We start from the raw sequence: 19,454 nt of genomic DNA, 5'->3' as shown, positions 1-19,454 counted from the left end.
TCTTGGAGTGGTCTTGGGGCTGAATCTATTGGGGCAGGGTTACAAACTGGCCGCGGAGCCGGCAACGGCACCGGGTCCGGGGCAGGTCCGGGGCGGGGCCGCCGGGCTACTTTTGGCGCTTGTAAAACGGAAGTGCGACAACTTCGAAGGGTTCGGTCTTGCCGCGGAGGTCAATGTCCAGGGTGGTGCCGGGTCCGGTGAACTCGACGTCGACGTAGGCCATCGCGACCGGGTAGCCCAGGGTGGGGCTGGGCTGGCCGGAGGTGACTTCGCCGACGGTGTTGCCGTCCTTGAGGACCGGGTAGTGGCCGCGGCCGGCCCGGCGCCCGAGGCCCTTGAGCCCGACGAGCTTGCGCCCGGCGGTGGATCCGGCGCCGGCTTCCTTCTTGGCGGCGAGGGCCACCCTGCCGACGAAGTCGCCTTCCTTGGAGAGCGCCACGACCGGACCCAGCCCGGCAGCGAACGGGTCGCCGTCGAGGGAGAGCTCGTTGCCGTAGAGCGGCATGCCTGCCTCAAGCCGAAGCGAGTCGCGGGACGCGAGTCCGGCGGGCGTCAGCTCGCCGTCTTCGGCGATCGCGACCAGCGCCTGCCAGAGGGCGGCGGCGGCGTCGTTGGCGACGAAGATCTCGAAGCCGTCCTCACCGGTGTAGCCGGTGCGGGCCAGCAGCAGCTCCCGGCTGGTGCCGCCGAACATCAAGGGGACGTCGACGGCGGCGTAGTACTTCAGGCCGGTGACGAGCTCGTGCTGCGCGGCCGGGACCAGGCGCAGGAGGATCTCCTGCGCCTTGGGGCCCTGCACGGCGATCAGCGAGGTGTCGGCGGAGGCGTCCTCGACGGTGACGTCGAAGCCTCCCTCCCTGCCGGACACCGCACGCCCGGCCAGCGCCGCGGCGACAACCTTTGCGTTGCCGGCGTTGGGGACCACGAGGAATTTGTCCGTGCCGTCGGCCCCCGCCGGACGGCGGTAGGTGATGAGGTCATCGATGATGCCGCCGTCCTCGTTGCAGATCAGCGAGTACTTGGCCTTGCCGACCGCCATCGCGGAGATCTTGCCGACCAGTGCGTAGTCCAGGAAGGCTGCGGCGTCGGGACCGGTGACCCAGACTTCACCCATGTGGGACAGGTCGTAGAGGCCCGCGGACTTGCGGACCGCGTGGTGCTCGGCCAGTTCGGAACTGTATTTGAGCGGCATCTGCCAGCCGCCGAAGTCCGTGAAGGAGGCGCCGAGCTTCTTGTGCTCTTCGTGGAGGGCCGTGTAGTTCTCAGTCATCGTTGGCTGTCCTTAGTTGGCAGAGTCGTCGGTGTGAACTGCTGTGTCTTCTTCGAAGGATTCGAGGGGAGGGCAGGAGCAGATCAGGTTGCGGTCGCCGGCCGCACCGTCGATCCGGCCGACCGGCGGGAAGTACTTGTCCTGCTTGAGGTGGTGGACCGGGAAGACAGCCTGCTCGCGCGGGTACTCCCGCGCCCAGTCGGTGCTGATGACGGCGGCCGCGGTGTGCGGTGCGTTGCGCAGCGGGCTGTGCTCGACGGTGAAGTCGCCGTGGGCCACCTGGTCGATTTCGGCGCGGATGGAGATCATCGCGTCGATGAAGCGGTCGATCTCGCCAAGGTCCTCGGACTCGGTGGGCTCGACCATCAGGGTCCCGGCCACCGGGAACGCGAGGGTGGGTGCGTGGAAGCCGTAATCGATCAGGCGCTTGGCCACGTCTTCCGCGGTGACGCCGGTCTTGGCCGTGAGTTCGCGCAGGTCCAGGATGCACTCGTGCGCCACGAGCCCGCCCTCGCCGGTGTAGAGCACCGGGAAGAACTCGTTCAGGCGGGAGGCGATGTAGTTCGCCGCGAGCAGCGCGGACTTCGTGGCCTCGGTCAGTCCCTGGCCGCCCATCAGTTTCACGTAGGCCCAGGAGATCGGCAGGACACCGGCGGAGCCGTAGCGCGACGCCGAGATCGGCGTGCCGCTTTCGCCGTTGGACGGAGCGGCGTTGTTGGCATCGCCGGGCATGAAGGGTGCCAGGTGGGCCTTGGCCGCGACCGGGCCGACGCCGGGTCCGCCGCCGCCGTGCGGGATGCAGAAGGTCTTGTGCAGGTTCAGGTGGGAGACGTCGCCGCCGAACTGGCCCGGCTGGGCCAGTCCCACGAGCGCGTTGAGGTTGGCGCCGTCGACGTAGACCTGGCCGCCGGCGGCGTGCACGGAGTCGCAGACCTCGCGGACGTCGGCGTCGTACACGCCGTGGGTGGAGGGGTAGGTGATCATGATGGCGGACAGTGCGTCCTTGTGCAGCTCGATCTTGGCCTGCAGGTCCGCGTGGTCGATCGTGCCGTCCGCGGCGGTGGCCACGACGACGACTTTCATGCCGGCCAGCACGGCGGAGGCGGCGTTGGTGCCGTGCGCCGAGGCCGGGATCAGGCAGACTTTGCGCTGGGCGTCGCCGCGGGAGAGGTGGTAGCCGCGGATTGCCAGCAGGCCGGCGAGTTCGCCCTGGGATCCGGCGTTCGGCTGGATGGACACCTGGTCGTATCCGGTGATCTCGGTCAGCTGGGCTTCGAGGTCCTCGATCAGTTCTCGCCAGCCGGCGGTCTGGGATTCGGGGGCGAAGGGGTGGATGGAGGCGAACTCCGGCCACGAGATGGCTTCCATCTCGGCTGTGGCGTTGAGCTTCATGGTGCAGGAGCCCAGCGGGATCATGGTCCGGTCCAACGCCAGGTCGCGGTCCGACAGGCGGCGGATGTAACGCAGCAGCTGGGTCTCGGAGCGGTGGGTGTTGAACACCGGGTGCTGGAGGTAGTCCGACGTGCGCTCGACGGCGGGGTCCAAAGCGAACCCTTCCGTTGAGCCCGATGCTGCGTCGGTGATGCTGGCGCCGAAGGCGGCGATGACCTCGGCGACGATGGCCGCCGTCGTGGCTTCATCCGTGGAGACGCCCACGGTGTCCGCGTCGATGGTGCGCAGGTTGATGCCCTTGGCCTCGGCGGCGGCGATGATCTCCGCTGCCTTGCCGGGCACCGAGACGGTGATGGTGTCGAAGAAGCTGGTGTGCAGCACGTCCAGGCCAGCGGCCTTCAGCGAGGCGGCGAGGGTCCTCGCGTGGCCGTGGGTGGTCTCCGCGATGGCCTTCAGGCCGTCCGGGCCGTGGTAGACGGCGTAGAAGGAGGACACGATCGCCAGCAGGGCCTGTGCGGTGCAGATGTTGGACGTGGCCTTCTCGCGGCGGATGTGCTGCTCGCGGGTCTGCAGGGCCAGGCGGTAGGCCGGGACACCGGCGTTGTCCTTGGAGACGCCGACAAGACGGCCGGGCATGGAGCGTTCGAGGCCCTTCTGGACGGCCATGTACGCGGCGTGCGGGCCGCCGAAGAACAGCGGCACGCCCAGGCGCTGGGTGGAGCCGACGGCGATGTCGGCGCCCTGCTCGCCCGGAGGGGTGATGAGGGTCAGGGACAGCAGGTCCGCGGCGACGGTGACGAGGGCGCCGCGTTCCTTGGCGTCGGCGATCACCGCGGCGTGGTCGAACACGCGGCCGGAGACGCCGGGCTGCTGCAGCACGATGCCGTTGATGACGCCGTCGGGAAGCCCCTTGGACAGGTCGGCGACCTCGACCTCGAAGCCGAGCGCCTCGGCGCGGCCCTTGACGATCGCGATGGTCTGCGGCAGCAGGTCGGCGTCGAGGACGGTCTTGCCGTCATGGGCGGCCTTGTTCTTGTTGGCCCGGCGCATCATCAGCACGGCCTCGGCGACAGCGGTGGCTTCGTCCAGCAGGGAGGCGTTCGCGATGGGCAGGCCAACGAGGTCCTGGACCATGGTCTGGAAGTTCAGCAGTGCCTCGAGCCGGCCCTGGGAGATTTCGGGCTGGTACGGCGTGTAGGCGGTGTACCAGGCGGGGGCCTCGAGGATGTTGCGGCGGATGACGGCCGGGGTGAGGGTGTCGTAGTAGCCCTGCCCGATCATCTGGACCGCGGTCTTGTTCTTGGCGGCCAGCTTGCGCAGCTCGGAGAGGACCTCGACTTCGCTGAGGGCCTCGGTGAGCTGCAGCGGGGAATCCTGCCGGATGTCCTTCGGGACGGCAGTGTCCACGAGCGCATCGACGGTGTCATAGCCGACAGCCTTCAACATGGCGTCGACGTCGGCCCGTCGACGGGCGCCAATATGCCGGTCAACGAAGGACGTGGAGGCTGAGGTAACAGTCACAAGGAACTCCATAACTAAGGCGGCGCAGGGTACGCCGCATTGATTCGGGTTCCTCCCCGCTCTGTATTGGACCTGAGAGTTTCCGCACTGCCTTGCTCTCGCATGGCTCCGCTTGCACCGTCGGTGAGCACAGCATGTCCGGGGACAGCCTGCTACTTTCCAGAGTTGCCTTGCCGCGGCGGTACGTGGGCCTGAGAGATTCCTGGGGAGGATTTGCTCCTACGGCGCCTGCTTGTACCTACTTGCAGAACTCTCCCGCCGCAGATCAAAGGCATATTAAGTTGGGGTGACAACAGTCACAGCATCCATTGTCCTATGTCCGGCCTGCGTCCGCAAACTAGTGACCCCGCTGTGGCGCGCGTTAACCTCAAGCCCGTTCGTCGGACGCGAATTCGCGGCAAAGCTGCGGCGTGGCGCGGCAGCCGGGCGGGGCACGTTGGCCGGGCGGGGCGGAGTGCCGCCGGGTCAGCCGCGGAGCCGCCCCAGTGCGGTGAGCAGGCTTTCGACGTCGGGGCCGACTTCCGGGAGCGGGCCGCCCGGGCCGCGTGCCAGCATGGCGTTGAAGTACAGCCCGTCCCCCATGTAGAGGACGGGCTTGGCCATGGCGGGCCCGACGTCGGCGGCCAGCAGTTCCAGCCAACTCGCCTGGGCGGCGGCCATTCTCCGCAGGGTTTCCTGGTGAGCCACTTCGGCCAGCCGGGTGGCGGCGACGAAGGCCCGGTCCAGCGGGGTGTCCGCCCAGACAGAGGACTTGATGAAGTACGCGGCCGCACCCTCCGGAGCGGCGGCCATGGCAGCGACGTCATCGGCGAGCAGCCGGTCCAGCCGTTCCAGCAGGACCGAAATCATCGATTCCTTGTTGGGGAAGTGGTAGAGCAGCCCGCCTTTGGAGACCCCGGCCAGCCTGGCGACCGCATCCAGCGTCGCGGCACGCTCGCCCTCTTCGATCAGCAGGGACTCGAACGCGTCGAGGACGGCCTCACGGGCGACGGGTTTTCTGGCCATGGTTCCTATCATGCCCCCAGGTGGGGGCCGGTTCTTAACGGGCAACTTCTTAACTGTACCGTCCAGACGGTACAGTTAAGACCATGAGCAACACTTCCTTCACCCTCGGCAGCCCCGGCACCCTCGGCGGCAATGCCGCCGGAACGACGCCGAACCCGAGCCCGCGTGCGCCCTGGCGAGACTGGCTGGCGCTGTCGCTGCTGATGTTTCCGGTGCTTCTGGTGGCCGTCGACAACACGGCGCTGACCTTCGCCCTGCCGGCCATCGCGCGCAGCCTCGACGCCTCCGGGGTGGAGCTGTTATGGATCGTCGACGCCTACCCCCTGGTGCTCGCGGGCCTGCTCGTGGCGATGGGGAGCCTCGGTGACAGGATCGGGCGCCGCCGGCTGCTGTTTATCGGCAGCACGGGCTTCGCTGCCGTCTCGGCGGTCACGGCTTTTGCCCCCAGCGCCGAATGGCTGATCGCCGGACGCGCAGGGCTGGGATTCTTCGGCGCCATGCTGATGCCGTCCACACTGTCCCTGATCCGCAACATCTTCCCGGAGGCCAACCGGCGCCGGCTGGCCGTGGCTATCTGGGCCGCCGGCTTCTCCGGCGGCGCCGCGCTGGGCCCCATTGCCGGCGGCTGGCTGGTGGAGCACTTCTGGTGGGGCGCCGTCCTGCTCGTGGCTGTGCCGATCATCCTGCCGCTGCTGGCCCTGGGGCCGGCCTTGATCCCGGAATCCCGCGACCCGAACCCGGGCCGGGTGGACGTGCCCAGCATCATCATGTCCCTGCTGGTCATGGTGCCCGTGGTCTACGGCATCAAAGTCCTGGCCACGCACGGGCTGGCCCCGGAGCCACTGGCCGCCATCGTGTTTGGCCTGCTGATGGGATATGTCTTCGTCCGGCGCCAGCGGTCCCTCCTGGCCGGTGGCCATGCCAAGGCCGGCGGGACCCCGGGTCCGGTCCAGGATGGCCCGGCGCCGGGAAACCTGGCACAGACCGGCCGCGGGACCGGAAACCGCGCTGCTCCCCTGCTGGACATCAGCCTGTTCGGCAACCGGATCTTCAGCACCGCCATCGTCGCGAACGTGCTGGCTCTCTTCTCCTTCAACGGCTTCATCCTGTTCCTCGCCCAGCACCTGCAGTTGCTCGAGGGCCAGTCACCTTCGGAATCCGGCGTCGCCATGGTGCCCGCCCTCATCGCGACCGTCCTGGCGGGCCTGCTGGTAGTGCCGCTGGTGAAGAAAGTCCGTCCCGGCTTCGTGGTGGCCGGCGGGTTGCTGCTGAGCGCGGCAGGCTACTTCCTGGTGGCCATCGGCGATCACAGCAACGGCCCGGCGCTGCTGCTGGCAGCGCTGCTGGTGCTGTGCCTGGGCGTCGGCGCTGCGGAAACTATCTCCAACGACCTGATCCTTGGCGCGGCACCGGCGGAGAAGTCCGGGGCTGCCGCCGCCATTTCGGAGACCGGCTACGAGATCGGCTCGCTGCTGGGCACCGCCATCCTGGGGTCCATCCTGACGGCGTCCTATCAGGGCAATCTCCGGCTTCCCGCCGGCGCCGCCGAAGTGGCCCCCGCTGAGTCATCAGCCCAGGCCGGCGAGACGCTCGCAGGGGCCGTCGAGCTGGCGCAGTCCCTCCCGGGACCGCTGGCGGAGTCCGTGATGGCGGCTGCCCGTACCGCCTTCGACTCGGGAGTCCACATCACGGCCACCATCGCGCTGGTGCTGATGGCCGGGACGTCGGTTCTCGCCGCCATCGTCCTCCGGAAGGTGCCGACCGCCAAGTAATTAAGGCCGAGTAATTAAAGCAGAGCGCCCGGCGCCGGGGGAACCGGAGCCGGGCGCAGAAACTGCCAGGGGTACGCTACTTGCTGTCCGGCGTGGTGACGCTGGTGTTGGCGCGCATTGTCTCCGCGTTGACCATCCAAGCGTACTGCTCAAACTTGGCGATGAAGGCGTGCAGCAGGTCCGCTGTCGTGGGGTCTTCTTCGTCTACTTCGTCGTGGACTTTGCGCATGGTACCGACGGCGGCCTCGAGCGCCGCGACGATCCGCTCGATGGCGTCCTTGGTGTTGATCAGGCCGGCCGGGAACTCGGCGAGCGCGGTGGACTTGGACACCGTAGAGCTGCGGCCGTCCGGGAGGGCGTGGAGGGCACGCATGCGCTCGGCCAGGTCATCGGCGAAGGCGCGGGCGGCCTCGATAATCTCGTCCAGCTGCAGGTGGAGGTCCCGGAAGTTTGTCCCGACGATGTTCCAGTGCGCCTGCTTGCCTTGAACGTGAAGTTCGATCAGGTCCACGAGCACTGCCTGCAGGTTGGTCGTGAGGGTGGGTGTTGCTTTCATGCGTCCTCCTGAGTAGGTCCGGTACCGCTGCGCCCGATGCTGCCGCGTCCAATACCGCTAGATCCGATGTCCCGACGCTACTCCAGAGCACAACGGGACCGCGACGGTCGCGCAGGAATTTCTCGGTCAGCTTACTAAGTCGGCTTACTACCAGCGGCGTTCCCTGGAAAGGCGCCGGCAACCGCCCGGCCGGGGGTCACCAGAAATGCGCGACGTCGATCACGAGCCGTGAGCCTGCGTCCGGTCCCGCGAGGGTGAACACACGGAACGGCAGCCGGGCCCGGACTCCGAGGCCAAGGCTGGAATACCCCTCGAAACTGCCGGCCCACGCGAGCTGCCGGAAGGTCTGATAGCCGCTGACGTTGCTCAGCTCGTTCGGGTCCGCAGGGGTGTAGGTGGCATTGCCGTTGCCGTCGTAGGCCGGAGCGTTGGCCGTGACCTGGAGGAACGCCTGTCCCCGCAGCGGGACAGGCAACCCCGATCCGTCCTGCGTGACCTGCGGAACGTAGCGGACGGTGTAGCCGCCGACGGGTCCGTTGAGATCAATGACCAGCCGGTCGAAGCAGTAGTGCTGCCCGGTGCGGACGTTCGTCACCTGGGCCTGGCTCATCGCAGGATCCGATTTGACCAGCGACCCCCAGACCTGGCCGCAGTAGGGCGCCGCCGATGCGGGGCCGGGCGCCACCAGCCCCGATCCAACTGCCAGCAGGACCGCTACCAGCCACACCCTGAACGTCTTCATTTGGGCCGCCCCTCACGCGATGAGATAGCTCCAGAATAGGGGCCTTTGCCGGGCGAATCGAGGGTCCGGGAGGATCGGCCCCCAACCGTTAGGCTGCGCTGCGCCGGGTTACGGGACGGTTGCACCGCCGTCGGCCGGCCCGCTTCGGAAACTCGCGGGAACGGCGAAGCGCCGGCCCTTGTCGGGTTCCGGCGCTTCGTAGTGCGTTGCTGTCTGTCTGTCTGTCTGTCTGTCTGTCTGGCCAGCATGTACTGAAGTGGTGCTGCGCGGCGGAAGGTCCCCTAGCCTTCGCAGTCGCGGCAGTACTTCAGCCCGTTCTTTTCCTTCGCCACCTGGGACCGGTGGCGCACCAGGAAACAGGAGGAGCAGGTGAATTCATCGGACTGCTCGGGAACAACGATGACGGTCAGTTCTTCGCCGGATAGATCGGCCCCGGGAAGGTCGATGCCTTCAGCGGTGTCGTTCTCATCGACGTCGATGACGGCAGTCTGGGCGCCGCCGCCGCGGGACGCCTGAAGTGCCTCCAGCGATTCAGCGGGAGATTCTTCTTCAGTCTTGCGTGGTGCGTCGTAATCGGTAGCCATTTGGGGGTTCACTTTCGTTGCTGCGCAGCGCCATTTCAGGCACCTCAGTGAAGCAGTTTAGGACATTATGCACGTTTCGAAGAATAGTGTGGCGAATCCGACAGATTGCGTCGCCCGCCCCCCGCGGATGGGACGGACGGTGTCATCGAAGTGCGTCGAAGAGCTGCTTGAAAGGTGCCCAGCCGGCAGCCAAAGCGGTTGGCTGTCCGCTCAGGCGACCGGCCAAACGACGAGCGTCTTCCACTTCGCCGGGTCAGGCTCCGCGGCAGGGTCACTGAGGTAGTACTCCCACATCGAGTTCCCCGGCGCCAAGCCTTCGGCCTGCATTTTCCCCCTGATCGCCCCGTACGTCTCGGGAAGAGTCTCGTAGGGGCCAACATGCATGGCTTCGAAGGCCCGGCCGCCCGGAAGCGATCCCCCCGTCACCCCGCCTTCGCCACCACCGGGGAACGGTGCCGCCACCGGAAAGCCAGCCTCGACGTCGACGACGTCCGTGGGCATTCCCCGATACATCGCGAACGGCGGCCCGGCCACCTGGACGTGCTGTTGTTCCGCCGCGCTCATCACCGAACGATAGGCGCGGCCGAAGAACTCCCGCAGTTCCTTCATCGGAACGGTTTCGCGCAGTACCGCGGTCGGTTGTTCCTGGAGTTGGTTGGACTTGATGTCCGGCGTCTTTTCCGGAGTCGTTTCGGTCATAGGGCAAGACTCCGCTGTGCAGATTTCACGGTCTAGGGCCTAACGTCCCCCACGCGCAGCGCCCGGGCCCCAAGGTGCCGGACCCGACGACGACGGCTTGGACGCCGCTTGGTCAATCAGCCAAAACAAAACCGCGCCGCTGCCGGGATCCTTCCCGGCAGCGGCGCGGTTCTTCGTGGGGCCCCCTGTCGGATTCGAACCGACGACCCCCGCTTTACAAGAGCGGTGCTCTGGCCAACTGAGCTAAGGAGGCATTCCTGTGCGCGGGCCGGCACCGGACCACCATGCGGGGCCCGGCGCCATGGCGCTAGATAAGGTTAGCCCACGGATGCCCGGTGATAAAAACAGGCCCGGCTCCGGAAGAATCCGGAACCGGGCCTGCGGTTTTGCTGTTGGGTTGTACCGCTTACTTCTTCGCGTCGATGGCGGCCTGGAGGAACTCGTTGAACGGGGTCTGGGCGCTGTCGCCCTTCCCCCACTGCTTGCCCTCCACGAGGACCGTCGGCGTCCCGGTCACCCCGATGGCCGCTGCCTGCTGGGTGGTGTATTTGACCCACGGGCGGTAGGTCTTTCCGTCCACGCACGTATCGATGCTCTTGGCCCCGACGTCGGTGGCCATCTTCTTCAGGTCTGCATCGGAGATGCCAGCGCTGCCTTCAGCGGGCTGCTTCGCAAAAAGCAGGTTGACGAAGTCCGCGTACTTCTCCGGCGACTCGTTCACGACGCAGGCCGCCGCGTTGGCGGCACGGGAGGAGTAGTTGGTGGTGGACCGGGAGTCCAGGAAGCCCAGCGGGCGGTATTCCACCGAGATCTTCCCTTCGTTGCGGAGGTTCGTCAGGGTCTCGTTGTACTGGGTCTCGAAGTTCTTGCACACAGGGCAGATGAAGTCGATGTAGAGGACCACCTTAACCGGTTTGCCGGCCTCAGCGTCGGCGCCGGGAGCGGTCACCAGCGCCGGCTGGGTAGCCGGAGCGGACGGAAGGTCGGCGATCTTGACGGTGGCGGGGCCGGTCTTCGCGACCTCCGTGTTGGCCAGCAGGGTGACACCGCCGTAGACGTTGCCGTTGGCCGGGGTGGGTCCCTCGTCCGCGACCGGGGCGTTGTTCTGGATGTTCGAGGTCACAACCAGCGCCACCACAACAATAATGGCGACGACGGCGGCGACGATGCCCCAGCCGATGAGCAGCTTGTTGCGTTTGTCCTTCTTCAGCTGCGCCTCGCGGATTTCACGGGCTTTCTCGCGGGCCGCGGCAGTTCGCTCTGATTTGGACTGACGGGGTTCGTTTGCGGGGCTCATTAGTTCCTCGGGTCGATCGGCCTGTGGTGTCCACGGGGTGGCAATTCATCATTTTAGGCGAGAAAACTGGGAAGTTGCGCTTTCAACCTTCCTGCACGCCGCCCGCCGGACGAATAGCACAGAAGATTCCGCCCCGCTAGGGTGGATACGAGCCACGAGCCAACCCCAGGGGGCACCAATGCAGGCAACCAAACACGCCGAATCGGATCCACAAGCCGAGAGCGCCGCCGCGCACGGCACCGGCGACACGGATCCGGACTCGCAGTATGACTTCATGGTGGTTTCCAACCGCCTGCCGGTCGACCGCTGCTCCCCGGACGAGCCCGGTTGCGAGGGCGGCTGGCGCCGCTCCCCCGGCGGCCTGGTCACCGCACTGGCACCGATGATGACCAAGACCGACGGCGCGTGGGTGGGCTGGCACGGCGCACCGGATGAGCATGTCCAGCTTTTCAGCCACGGCGGCATCGACCTCGTTCCGGTCCAGCTGAGCACGCATGACATCGAATTCTTTTACGAGGGATTTTCCAACTCCACGCTCTGGCCGCTCTATCACGACGTGATTGCCCCGCCGGAGTTCCACCGGACCTGGTGGGACTCCTACCGCAAGGTCAACCGCCGGTTCGCTGACGCGGTCATCCACCATGCCAACCCCGGCGCCACGGTCTGGGTCCAGGACTACCAGCTCCAGCTCGTCCCCAAGATGCTGCGCGAGGCGCGTCCGGACCTGAAGATCGGGTTCTTCAACCACATCCCGTTCCCGCCGCCGGAGATCTTCGCCCAGCTGCCGTGGCGCCGCGCCATCATCGACGGACTGCTGGGCGCCGACCTGGTCGGCTTCCAACGCCCCAGCGACGCAGGCAACTTCATGCGCTCGGCCCGCCGCTTCCTCGGCGCCAGCGTCAAGCAGCAGCAGGTCCACGTCAAGGGCGCCGACGGCGAGACCACCCACATCGCCCGGGCCCACGCGTTCCCCATCTCGATTGACGTCCAGCAGATCAGCGAACTGGCCCGGAAGCCGGAAATCATCGAGCGTGCCCGGCAGATCCGGGAGGATCTCGGCAACCCCAAGACGATCCTGCTCGGCGTCGACCGCCTCGACTACACCAAGGGCATCCGGCACCGCCTCAAGGCCTACGAGGAACTCCTGGCCGAGGGCAAGGTGACGGTGGAAGACGCCGCGCTGATCCAGGTCGCCAGCCCCAGCCGGGAGCGGGTGGAGCAGTACCGCCTGCTGCGCGAAGAAGTCGAGGGTACGGTCGGCCATATCAACGGCACGTATGACACCCTGCAAAACACCGCGGTCCGCTACCTGCACCACAACTACCCGATCGAGGAGATGGTGGCGCTGTACCTGGCGGCGGACGTTATGCTCGTCACCGCCTTGCGGGACGGCATGAACCTCGTAGCCAAGGAATACGTCACGGCCCGGACCAACAACGACGGCGCCCTCGTCCTGAGTGAGTTCGCCGGCGCCGCGGACCAGCTCAAGCAGGCGCTGCTGATGAATCCGCACGACATCGACGGCCTCAAGGACACCATCATGAGGGCAGTCAACATGCAGCCGGCGGAGTCGGCCCGACGCATGCGTGCGATGCGCAAGCAGATCCTGGACCACGACGTCGATCTCTGGTCCTCCGATTTCCTGAGCGCCCTGGAAGAGAAGGTAGTCCGTGATGACTCCTGAGCACGCACCGAAGCAGACCCCGCTTTCGCTCTCGCCGGAGCTCCTCGAGGCCCTGCGCCGCATCGCCGCCACCGAACACCTGCTGGTCGCGATGGATTTCGACGGCACCATGGCACCGCTGGTGGACCACGCCGGTGATGCCAGGGCACTGCCCCGCTCGGCAGCGGCCTTCGCCGCCCTCACCGAGCTTCCGCGGACGACGACGGCTCTCATCTCCGGGCGGGCACTGGACAGCCTGCGGGCGGTCGCTTTCCCCCCGGAGAAGACCCTGCTGATCGGAAGCCACGGCGCCGAAGTCTGGATGGGACCCGGGTCCGCGAAGCTGGAACTCGATGACGACCGCCGGGCACTACTCGCCGACGTCCGGCGCGAGCTGGAGGGCATCGTGGAGGCGGCACCGGGCACCCTGCTCGAGGACAAACCCGCCGGCGTCGTGCTGCACACCCGGCTTGCCGCGGACGACGTCGCGGCGGACGCGGTGGCCGCCGCCCGCTCCGTTCTGCAGGACCGGCCCGGCGTCTTCCTGAAGAGCGGCAACCGGGTGCTGGAGACGTCAGTGGTCCACGCTTCGAAGGGGGAAGGCATCGCTTTCCTGCGCCAGGCGGCCGGAGCCACGGCGACCGTCTTCGCCGGCGATGACACCACCGACGAGGACGCCCTGGCCAGCCTGCTCCCCGACGATCTCGGGGTGAAGGTTGGTCTCGACTTCACCCAGGCCCAGTTCCGGATCGAAGCCCCGGAGCACGTTTGCGAACTGCTGGAGGCCCTGCTGCGGGAACGGAAGCGCGCCCTGGGGCTGTGACCCTAGCTCATTCCGTGCCGCGAGTAAGCCGAATCACGTGTGACATCCGTAACATTTTGGCCCATTAACCAAAAATCTGACATACTCTGGTTGTGATGTGGCGCACAAGTACCGTGCGGCATCATTGGATACTCCTCGGCTTCGGCCGGGGAGTATGCGCACGATCAGGTGCGGACAACTGAATTAACAACTGAAAAATAAGACCATTCACTACGGATCGTCCGGCACGTACCTGCCGGTGAAGGGATTGATAACTGTGGCTACAGTTACTTTTGATAACGCAACACGTTTGTACCCGGGCACGGATAAGCCCGCTGTTGACAAGCTCAACATCGAAATCGCCGATGGCGAATTTCTGGTCCTCGTTGGACCCTCCGGCTGTGGAAAGTCGACCTCCCTGCGAATGCTTGCAGGTCTTGAGGACGTAAACTCCGGCCGAATCCTGATTGGCGACCGCGACGTCACCGACGTTCCCCCCAAGGACCGCGACATCGCCATGGTTTTCCAGAACTACGCGCTCTACCCGCACATGACGGTCGCGGACAACATGGGCTTCGCCCTGAAGATCGCCGGCGTCAGCAAGGAAGAGCGCGCCGAGCGCGTCCGTGAAGCTGCCAAGCTCCTGGACCTCGAGCCGTACCTGGACCGCAAGCCGAAGGCACTCTCCGGCGGTCAGCGCCAGCGTGTTGCCATGGGCCGTGCGATCGTGCGTAACCCGCAGGTCTTCCTCATGGATGAGCCGCTGTCCAACCTTGACGCCAAGCTCCGGGTGCAGACCCGCACGCAGATCGCCTCCCTGACCCGCCGCCTGGGCGTCACCACGGTCTACGTGACCCACGACCAGGTCGAGGCCATGACCATGGGCGACCGCGTCGCCGTGCTGAAGGACGGCCTGCTGATGCAGGTCGACACCCCGCGCAACCTCTACGACAAGCCGAAGAACGTGTTTGTGGCCGGCTTCATCGGCTCCCCCGCGATGAACCTGCTGGAGCTTCCCGTCGTCGACGGCGGCGTGCAGTTCGGCGGGACCATCTACCCGGTGCCGCACGGCATCCTCGAAGAGGCCAGCGGCAAGACCGTAACCCTCGGCTCCCGGCCGGAAGACCTTGAGCAGGTCGCCCAGGGCGAAGGCCTCCAGGTCGAGGTGGACGTCGTCGAAGAGCTCGGCGCTGACGCCTACGTCTACGGCCACACCACGCTGGACGGCAAGAGCCACGACATCGTGGCCCGCGTCGACGGCCGCCGCCCCCCGATGAAGGGTGAGTCCATCTACGTTCGCCCGCAGTCGGGCCACGTGCACCTGTTCGACACCAAGACGGGCCTGCGCCTGGGCGACTAGTCCCCAGGTATCACGGAAACGGCGGTCCTCCCCAGTGGAGGGCCGCCGTCGGGCTTTAACTTCACTGGCGGCACCCTTTCGTTAGGGCCACCAGCCTTAGTACGGAAGAATTGGTTCATGACCGAGGAAAACCCCATGATCGAGGACAACAGTGCCCGGTGGCACGACGAACCGACCGACTACGGTCAGATCGGCAAGCTGCCCCGGTTCGAAGCCGCCAGCGCCAACGACAGCAAGGGCCCAGTGGCCTCGAGCTCGCTGAGCATCACCGCCGCCGCCACCGAGCCGGAACTCCTGGACCTGCCGTGGCACATCGCCCTTGAGGACTGGCCGGCGGAAAACCTCGCCGCGCTCCCCCGCGGCATCTCCCGCCACATTGTGCGCTTTGCCCACCTCGGCGGCTCCGTCATCGCGATCAAGGAGACCTCGGAACACGTGGCCCGCCACGAATACCACATGCTCCGCAAACTCGCCCGGCTGGACGTTCCCTGCGTGGAACCGGTCGCCGTCATCACCGGCCGCACGACGCCGGATGGCCGGCCGCTGAATCCTGTGCTGGTCACCCGGCACCTGAAGTTCTCCATGCCGTACCGCGCCCTCTTCTCCCAGATGCTGCGCAAGGACACCCTGACCCGGCTGATCGACGCCCAGGCCCTGCTGCTGGTCCGCCTGCACCTGATCGGGTTCTACTGGGGCGACGTCTCGCTGTCCAACACGCTGTTCCGCCGCGACGCCGGCGCGTTCGCCGCCTACCTCGTGGACGCAGAGACCGGCGAGCTGTATCCGGATCTCTCCACCGGTCAGCGCGAATACGATCTGGAGATCGCCCGCGTCAACATCGCCGGGGAACTCATGGACCTGCTCGATGGCGGCCTGATCGAGGAAAAGGTGGACCCCGTGGCCACCAGCGAACTCATCATGGACAGCTACCGGCGCCTCTGGACCGAGCTGACCGAGAAGGAATCGTTCGAGATCGGCGAACGCTGGCGGGTGGCCGCCCGCATCCGGAAGCTCAACGAACTGGGGTTCGACGTCGAGGAATACGCGATCAAGACGACGCAGAACGGTTCCACCATCCAGCTCCAGCCCAAGGTGGTCGACGCCGGGCACCACCAGCGCCGGCTGCTGCGACTGACCGGCCTGGACGCCCAGGAAAACCAGGCCCGCAGGCTCCTGAACGACATGGACTCCTTCCGGGCGGACAACAACCCCGGGATGGACGAGGAGTACAGCGCCCATCTGTGGGTCAGCCAGATCTTCGAACCGATTGTCCGTTCCATCCCCCGCGACCTGTCCGGGAAGCTGGAGCCGGCGGAGGCCGTGCACGAGATCCTGGAGCACCGCTGGTACATGTCCGAAAAGGAGAACCGGCACATCCCGCTGGCCGAGGCGGTGCAGTCCTACATCGACTCAGAACTCCGCCACCGCCGCGACGAGGCGGCCATCATGCTGAACCCGGACACGGAGCTGCTCAAGATCCTCGAGGTGGAGACCGAGGAGTCCCGCTACGGCGCAGAGGAGTCCGTCGACGAATACCCGGATTCCGACGACTAGGTTCCCGGCGTCCACGGCCGCGGACGCCGGGTTGTGGCACAGCCGGGCTAAATGGCCTTGCCCGGGTTCAGGATGCCGGCCGGGTCGAAGAGCTCCTTGATCCGGCGCTGCAGTTCGCGCACGGGTTCCTTCTGTTCCAGCCCGAGCCAGCGCAGCTTGTACTGGCCGATCCCGTGCTCCCCGGTGATGGTGCCGCCGATTGCCAGGGCCACGGTGATGGATTCGTCCAGCACGGCCCCGAGTCGCGCCATGGCATCCGCGGCCACGGTCTTGTCCACCCGGTCCACCCAGAACGTGGGGTGCAGGTTGCCGTCCCCGGCGTGCGCCACCACCTTGAGCTTGACCCGGTGCGTTGCCGCCATGCTCTCCAGGGCCTCCACGTAGTCGACCAGCCGGGAGCGGGGAACGGCCACGTCCTCGCCCACGCGGTATTCGTCGTCGACCTCCACTCCGCGGCTGTTGCGCCGCAGTTCCACCAGCTGTTCCGCTTCCGCGCTGGCTTCCATGGTCACCACCGCGCCGCCGGCCACGAGGACAGGCCTTATCACCGCTGCCTCCGCCGCGGCACCGAAGCCGTCGGTCTGGATCAGCAGCAGGGACCGGCCCCTGGAGGCGAGGTCCGATCCGTGGATCTCGTCGAGCTGGGCGAGGGTGCCGCTGTCGAGCAGTTCCATGATGGCCGGCTGCACGCGTGCCTTTCCCACGGCGAGGACGCCCGCCGCGGCGCTGCGGAAGTCCGGGTAGAAGGCGGCGATCGTGTGGACGTCCTGCGGGAGGTATTTGAGCCGGACGGTGATCCCGACGACGATCCCCAGCGTCCCCTCGGAGCCGACGAACAGCCCGGTGAGGTCGTAGCCGGCGACGCCCTTGAACGTCTGGTGGCCGGTGTGGATGAGCGAGCCGTCCGCCAGCACCACGTCCAGCGCCAGCACCGAGTCGCGGGTCACCCCGTACTTGGCGCAGCGCAGGCCGCCGGCGTTGGTGGCCACGTTGCCGCCGATCGTGGACATCTTGAAGCTCGCCGGATCGGGGGCGTACATGAGTCCGTGGGCTGCGGCGGCCGTGTTGAGATCCGCATTGATGACCCCGGCTTCGACGACGGCTGTCTCGTCATCGGGGTTGAGGTCCAGGATGCGGTTCATCCGTTCCAGGCTCAGCACGACGCAGTCCTTGCTCGCGTGCGCACCACCGGAGACGCCGGTCCCGGCGCCGCGTGCCACCAGCGGCACCCTGTGGGCGGCGCAGGCGCGGACGGCGGACTGGACGTCTTCGACTGATTCAGCCAGAACTACGGCCTGCGGCAGCTGGAAGTCCAACACCGGCGCCTGGTCCACGGCATAGCGAGTCAGGGTGGGGGCGTCCAGGGCGACTTTCGCCGGGCCCAGGGCAGAGGTGAGCTCGTCAATGATGCTCATGCGGTCTCCAGTTCGTCGAATCCGGCCTTCAGTCTAAGGCGCGGCTGACACTGGCGGGCTAAGGCAGCGTGGTGCCCGGCAGCATGGCGCCCGGCAGCACCCAGACACCGGCCGCGGCGCCGCGGGTACAGATCAGGGCGCCTGGGGCCGCGCCATCCGCCCTGATCTGCCCGTCGGCGAGGTGACCCGCCCTGATCTGCCACTCGGCCAGGCGATCTGCACTGCGTTGCCCAGTGTCGGGGTGACCTGGACTGACGCCGGCGCTTATGTGGCCGGTGCGGAACGCCGGGTCCGCTGCGAGGGCCAGCCGCTGGGACTCGGTGAGTGTCCCCGGCGCCAGTTGTACATCCGCGGCGGCCCTGGCCACGACGACGAGAACGCAGCTCCCGGCCGTTTCCCGCACAAACGCCAAGGCGTCCCCCTTCGCGTGCAGCCAGCGGATTCCGCCGCCGGTCAGCGCAGGCTGGCCCCGGCGCAGGGCGGCAAGCGCGGCGTAGTCACCCCTTAGGTCCTCAAGGACCCGTCCCGGGTCGTGCCAAGGCATCGGCGTGCGCGAGGCTTCCCCGTTGTCCCCCTTGAGCCCGAATTCGTCGCCTGCGAACACCACCGGGACGCCGGGCAGCGTGAACATCAGGACTGCCCCGAGCCGCTGGCCGCCGTCGATCATCACAGTCGCTGCCCGCGCGGTGTCGTGGCTGTTCAGTGCGTTCATGTTCTGTTGCCGGACGTCCCAACTGAACGCGGCCGCCAGGTCCAGGTGGGTGGCCAGGAAGTCCTGGGCGCCGGTGCGGTTGGGTCCGGGCAACGGGGTGCCGAAGAAATTGACGTGCGGGGCGTCGCCGGCGAGCCAGGACCACAGCGGCCGCGTGAAGTTGGAGTACGTCATGGCGCCGTGCCAGTGTTCACCGCTGAAGTCCGGGGCGGCGTCGCTGGTTGCCTCGGCCAGCAGTGCTGCCTCCGGGTTGATCTCCCGGACCCGGCCGGCGATCAGCCGGGCCACCTCCTGGTTGAGGTCCGTGGCGCCGAGCCTTCCGGTCATGTTGCCGACGTCGATCCGCCAGCCGTCGAGGTTGAAGGGAGGCCTGAGCCAGTGGGCCACGGGCGAGTCGTCGGCCAGCACGAACCGCTCCTTGAGCCCCTGCGAGGACCAGTTGAATTTGGGCAGCGAGGCGACCCCGTACCAGGCCTCGTACCCGGTGTGGTCGTCATCGAAGAAGTAGTAATCCGCTTCCGGCGAGTTGGGGTCGGCGAGGGCGCGCCGGAACCATTCGTGGGCGTCGCCGGAGTGGTTGGCGGTGAGGTCGCCCATCACTTTCAGGCCGCGGGTATGGGCGGCCTCCACCAGTTCCACGAGGGCCTGGTCCCCGCCGAGGAGGGGATCCACGGACGCAAACGTTGCTGCGTCATAGCGGTGGTTGGACCGCGCCGGGAAGAACGGCGTCAGGTAGATCACGTCTGCGCCAAGCTGCTGGATGTGGTCAAGCCGTTCGGTGATGCCGCCGAGGTCCCCGCCGTAGAACTGGTAGGGGGTCTGCGGGCCCGAGCCTTCCACCGGGGTGTTGTCCCAGCTGCACGGGACTGCCCAGTCCGGTGCCGCGGGGTCGAGCGCCACCGCGGTGGACTGGCGTTTTTCTGCAGCGGCGGAGCGGGCAAAGCGGTCGGGGAAGATCTGGTACATCGTGCCTGAACGGAGCCACGCCGGTGCTGCCGGGAACGTGGTCAGGCGGAAGTCCGCGTAGTCGGAGACGTCCCGGCCGAACAGACCCTGCGCGTTCAGGCTCCAGTACCGCAGCGCTCCAGCCGCTGCACCGCTCCCTGCGCC

15 protein-coding genes, 1 tRNA gene and 1 riboswitch are annotated in these 19,454 nt (G+C 67.1%); of the genes, 5 read left to right on the top strand and 11 right to left on the bottom strand.

All coding sequences use genetic code 11. The annotated features are described in order from the left end of the window. Positions 1-106 precede the first annotated feature (106 nt). The 3 genes from gcvT to BJQ90_RS14610 form a co-directional block, all read right to left on the bottom strand. Positions 107-1,270, bottom strand: a complete 1,164-nt coding sequence (gene gcvT / locus BJQ90_RS14620; protein ID WP_226760967.1) for a glycine cleavage system aminomethyltransferase GcvT — start codon at positions 1,268-1,270, stop codon at positions 107-109. 12 nt (positions 1,271-1,282) lie between these two features. Next, positions 1,283-4,195, bottom strand: coding sequence for an aminomethyl-transferring glycine dehydrogenase (gene gcvP / locus BJQ90_RS14615; protein ID WP_264197302.1), 2,913 nt, complete (start codon positions 4,193-4,195; stop codon positions 1,283-1,285). A gap of 157 nt (positions 4,196-4,352) precedes the next feature. Continuing rightward, positions 4,353-4,451, bottom strand: a riboswitch (glycine riboswitch). 197 nt (positions 4,452-4,648) lie between these two features. Beyond that, the gene (locus BJQ90_RS14610) at positions 4,649-5,188 is read right to left on the bottom strand and encodes a TetR/AcrR family transcriptional regulator (protein WP_226760965.1); all 540 of its coding nucleotides are present in this window, start codon (positions 5,186-5,188) and stop codon (positions 4,649-4,651) included. Between the two features lie 83 nt (positions 5,189-5,271). Between BJQ90_RS14610 and BJQ90_RS14605 the strand changes: the two genes are divergently transcribed. Then, positions 5,272-6,960, top strand: a complete 1,689-nt coding sequence (locus tag BJQ90_RS14605; protein WP_226760964.1) for an MFS transporter — start codon at positions 5,272-5,274, stop codon at positions 6,958-6,960. A 76-nt stretch (positions 6,961-7,036) separates the two neighbouring features. Here BJQ90_RS14605 and BJQ90_RS14600 read toward each other — a convergent pair whose 3' ends face one another. The 6 genes from BJQ90_RS14600 to BJQ90_RS14575 all read right to left on the bottom strand — a co-directional run bounded on the left by BJQ90_RS14600 (position 7,037) and on the right by BJQ90_RS14575 (position 10,838). Further along, positions 7,037-7,516 (bottom strand): Dps family protein, encoded by a 480-nt coding sequence (locus tag BJQ90_RS14600; RefSeq protein WP_226760963.1) that lies wholly within the window; start codon positions 7,514-7,516, stop codon positions 7,037-7,039. Between the two features lie 196 nt (positions 7,517-7,712). Then, on the bottom strand, positions 7,713-8,258 hold the full coding sequence (locus tag BJQ90_RS14595) for a hypothetical protein (protein WP_226760962.1): 546 nt from the start codon (positions 8,256-8,258) through the stop codon (positions 7,713-7,715). 281 nt (positions 8,259-8,539) lie between these two features. Next, the gene (locus tag BJQ90_RS14590; RefSeq protein ID WP_056741192.1) at positions 8,540-8,842 is read right to left on the bottom strand and encodes a DUF4193 domain-containing protein; all 303 of its coding nucleotides are present in this window, start codon (positions 8,840-8,842) and stop codon (positions 8,540-8,542) included. 210 nt (positions 8,843-9,052) lie between these two features. Beyond that, positions 9,053-9,541, bottom strand: coding sequence for a GyrI-like domain-containing protein (locus BJQ90_RS14585; RefSeq protein WP_226760961.1), 489 nt, complete (start codon positions 9,539-9,541; stop codon positions 9,053-9,055). A 176-nt stretch (positions 9,542-9,717) separates the two neighbouring features. Next, a tRNA-Thr gene (locus BJQ90_RS14580) sits at positions 9,718-9,794 on the bottom strand. Between the two features lie 153 nt (positions 9,795-9,947). Next, on the bottom strand, positions 9,948-10,838 hold the full coding sequence (locus BJQ90_RS14575) for a DsbA family protein (protein WP_226760960.1): 891 nt from the start codon (positions 10,836-10,838) through the stop codon (positions 9,948-9,950). Between the two features lie 274 nt (positions 10,839-11,112). On the opposite strand from BJQ90_RS14575, the gene BJQ90_RS14570 reads away from it, so the two are divergent. The 4 genes from BJQ90_RS14570 (at position 11,113) to BJQ90_RS14555 (ending at position 16,217) form a co-directional block, all read left to right on the top strand. Then, positions 11,113-12,522 carry a trehalose-6-phosphate synthase gene (locus BJQ90_RS14570; protein ID WP_226760978.1) on the top strand — a complete coding sequence of 470 codons (1,410 nt, stop codon included), beginning with the start codon at positions 11,113-11,115 and terminating at the stop codon, positions 12,520-12,522. Beyond that, a complete protein-coding gene (otsB, locus tag BJQ90_RS14565; RefSeq protein ID WP_226760959.1) occupies positions 12,512-13,324 on the top strand; it encodes a trehalose-phosphatase in 813 nt (270 codons plus the stop codon). Before BJQ90_RS14570 ends, otsB begins: the two co-directional genes overlap by 11 nt. A gap of 256 nt (positions 13,325-13,580) precedes the next feature. Beyond that, positions 13,581-14,663 carry an ABC transporter ATP-binding protein gene (locus BJQ90_RS14560; RefSeq protein WP_226760958.1) on the top strand — a complete coding sequence of 361 codons (1,083 nt, stop codon included), beginning with the start codon at positions 13,581-13,583 and terminating at the stop codon, positions 14,661-14,663. A 135-nt stretch (positions 14,664-14,798) separates the two neighbouring features. After that, positions 14,799-16,217 carry a DUF4032 domain-containing protein gene (locus tag BJQ90_RS14555; RefSeq protein WP_226760977.1) on the top strand — a complete coding sequence of 473 codons (1,419 nt, stop codon included), beginning with the start codon at positions 14,799-14,801 and terminating at the stop codon, positions 16,215-16,217. 47 nt (positions 16,218-16,264) lie between these two features. On the opposite strand, the gene BJQ90_RS14550 is transcribed toward BJQ90_RS14555, so the two are convergent. Together BJQ90_RS14550 and BJQ90_RS14545 are read right to left on the bottom strand one after the other, a co-directional pair. Then, a complete protein-coding gene (locus tag BJQ90_RS14550) occupies positions 16,265-17,632 on the bottom strand; it encodes an FAD-binding oxidoreductase (protein ID WP_226760957.1) in 1,368 nt (455 codons plus the stop codon). 58 nt (positions 17,633-17,690) lie between these two features. After that, positions 17,691-19,454, bottom strand: a 1,764-nt coding sequence (locus BJQ90_RS14545) for a glycoside hydrolase family 13 protein (protein ID WP_226760956.1), incomplete at its 5' end; no start/stop codon positions are given.

Source organism: Arthrobacter sp. SO3, assembly GCF_020532825.1.
Taxonomy (GTDB): Bacteria; Actinomycetota; Actinomycetes; order Actinomycetales; family Micrococcaceae; genus Arthrobacter.
This window is presented reverse-complemented; position numbering and strand designations above follow the sequence as displayed.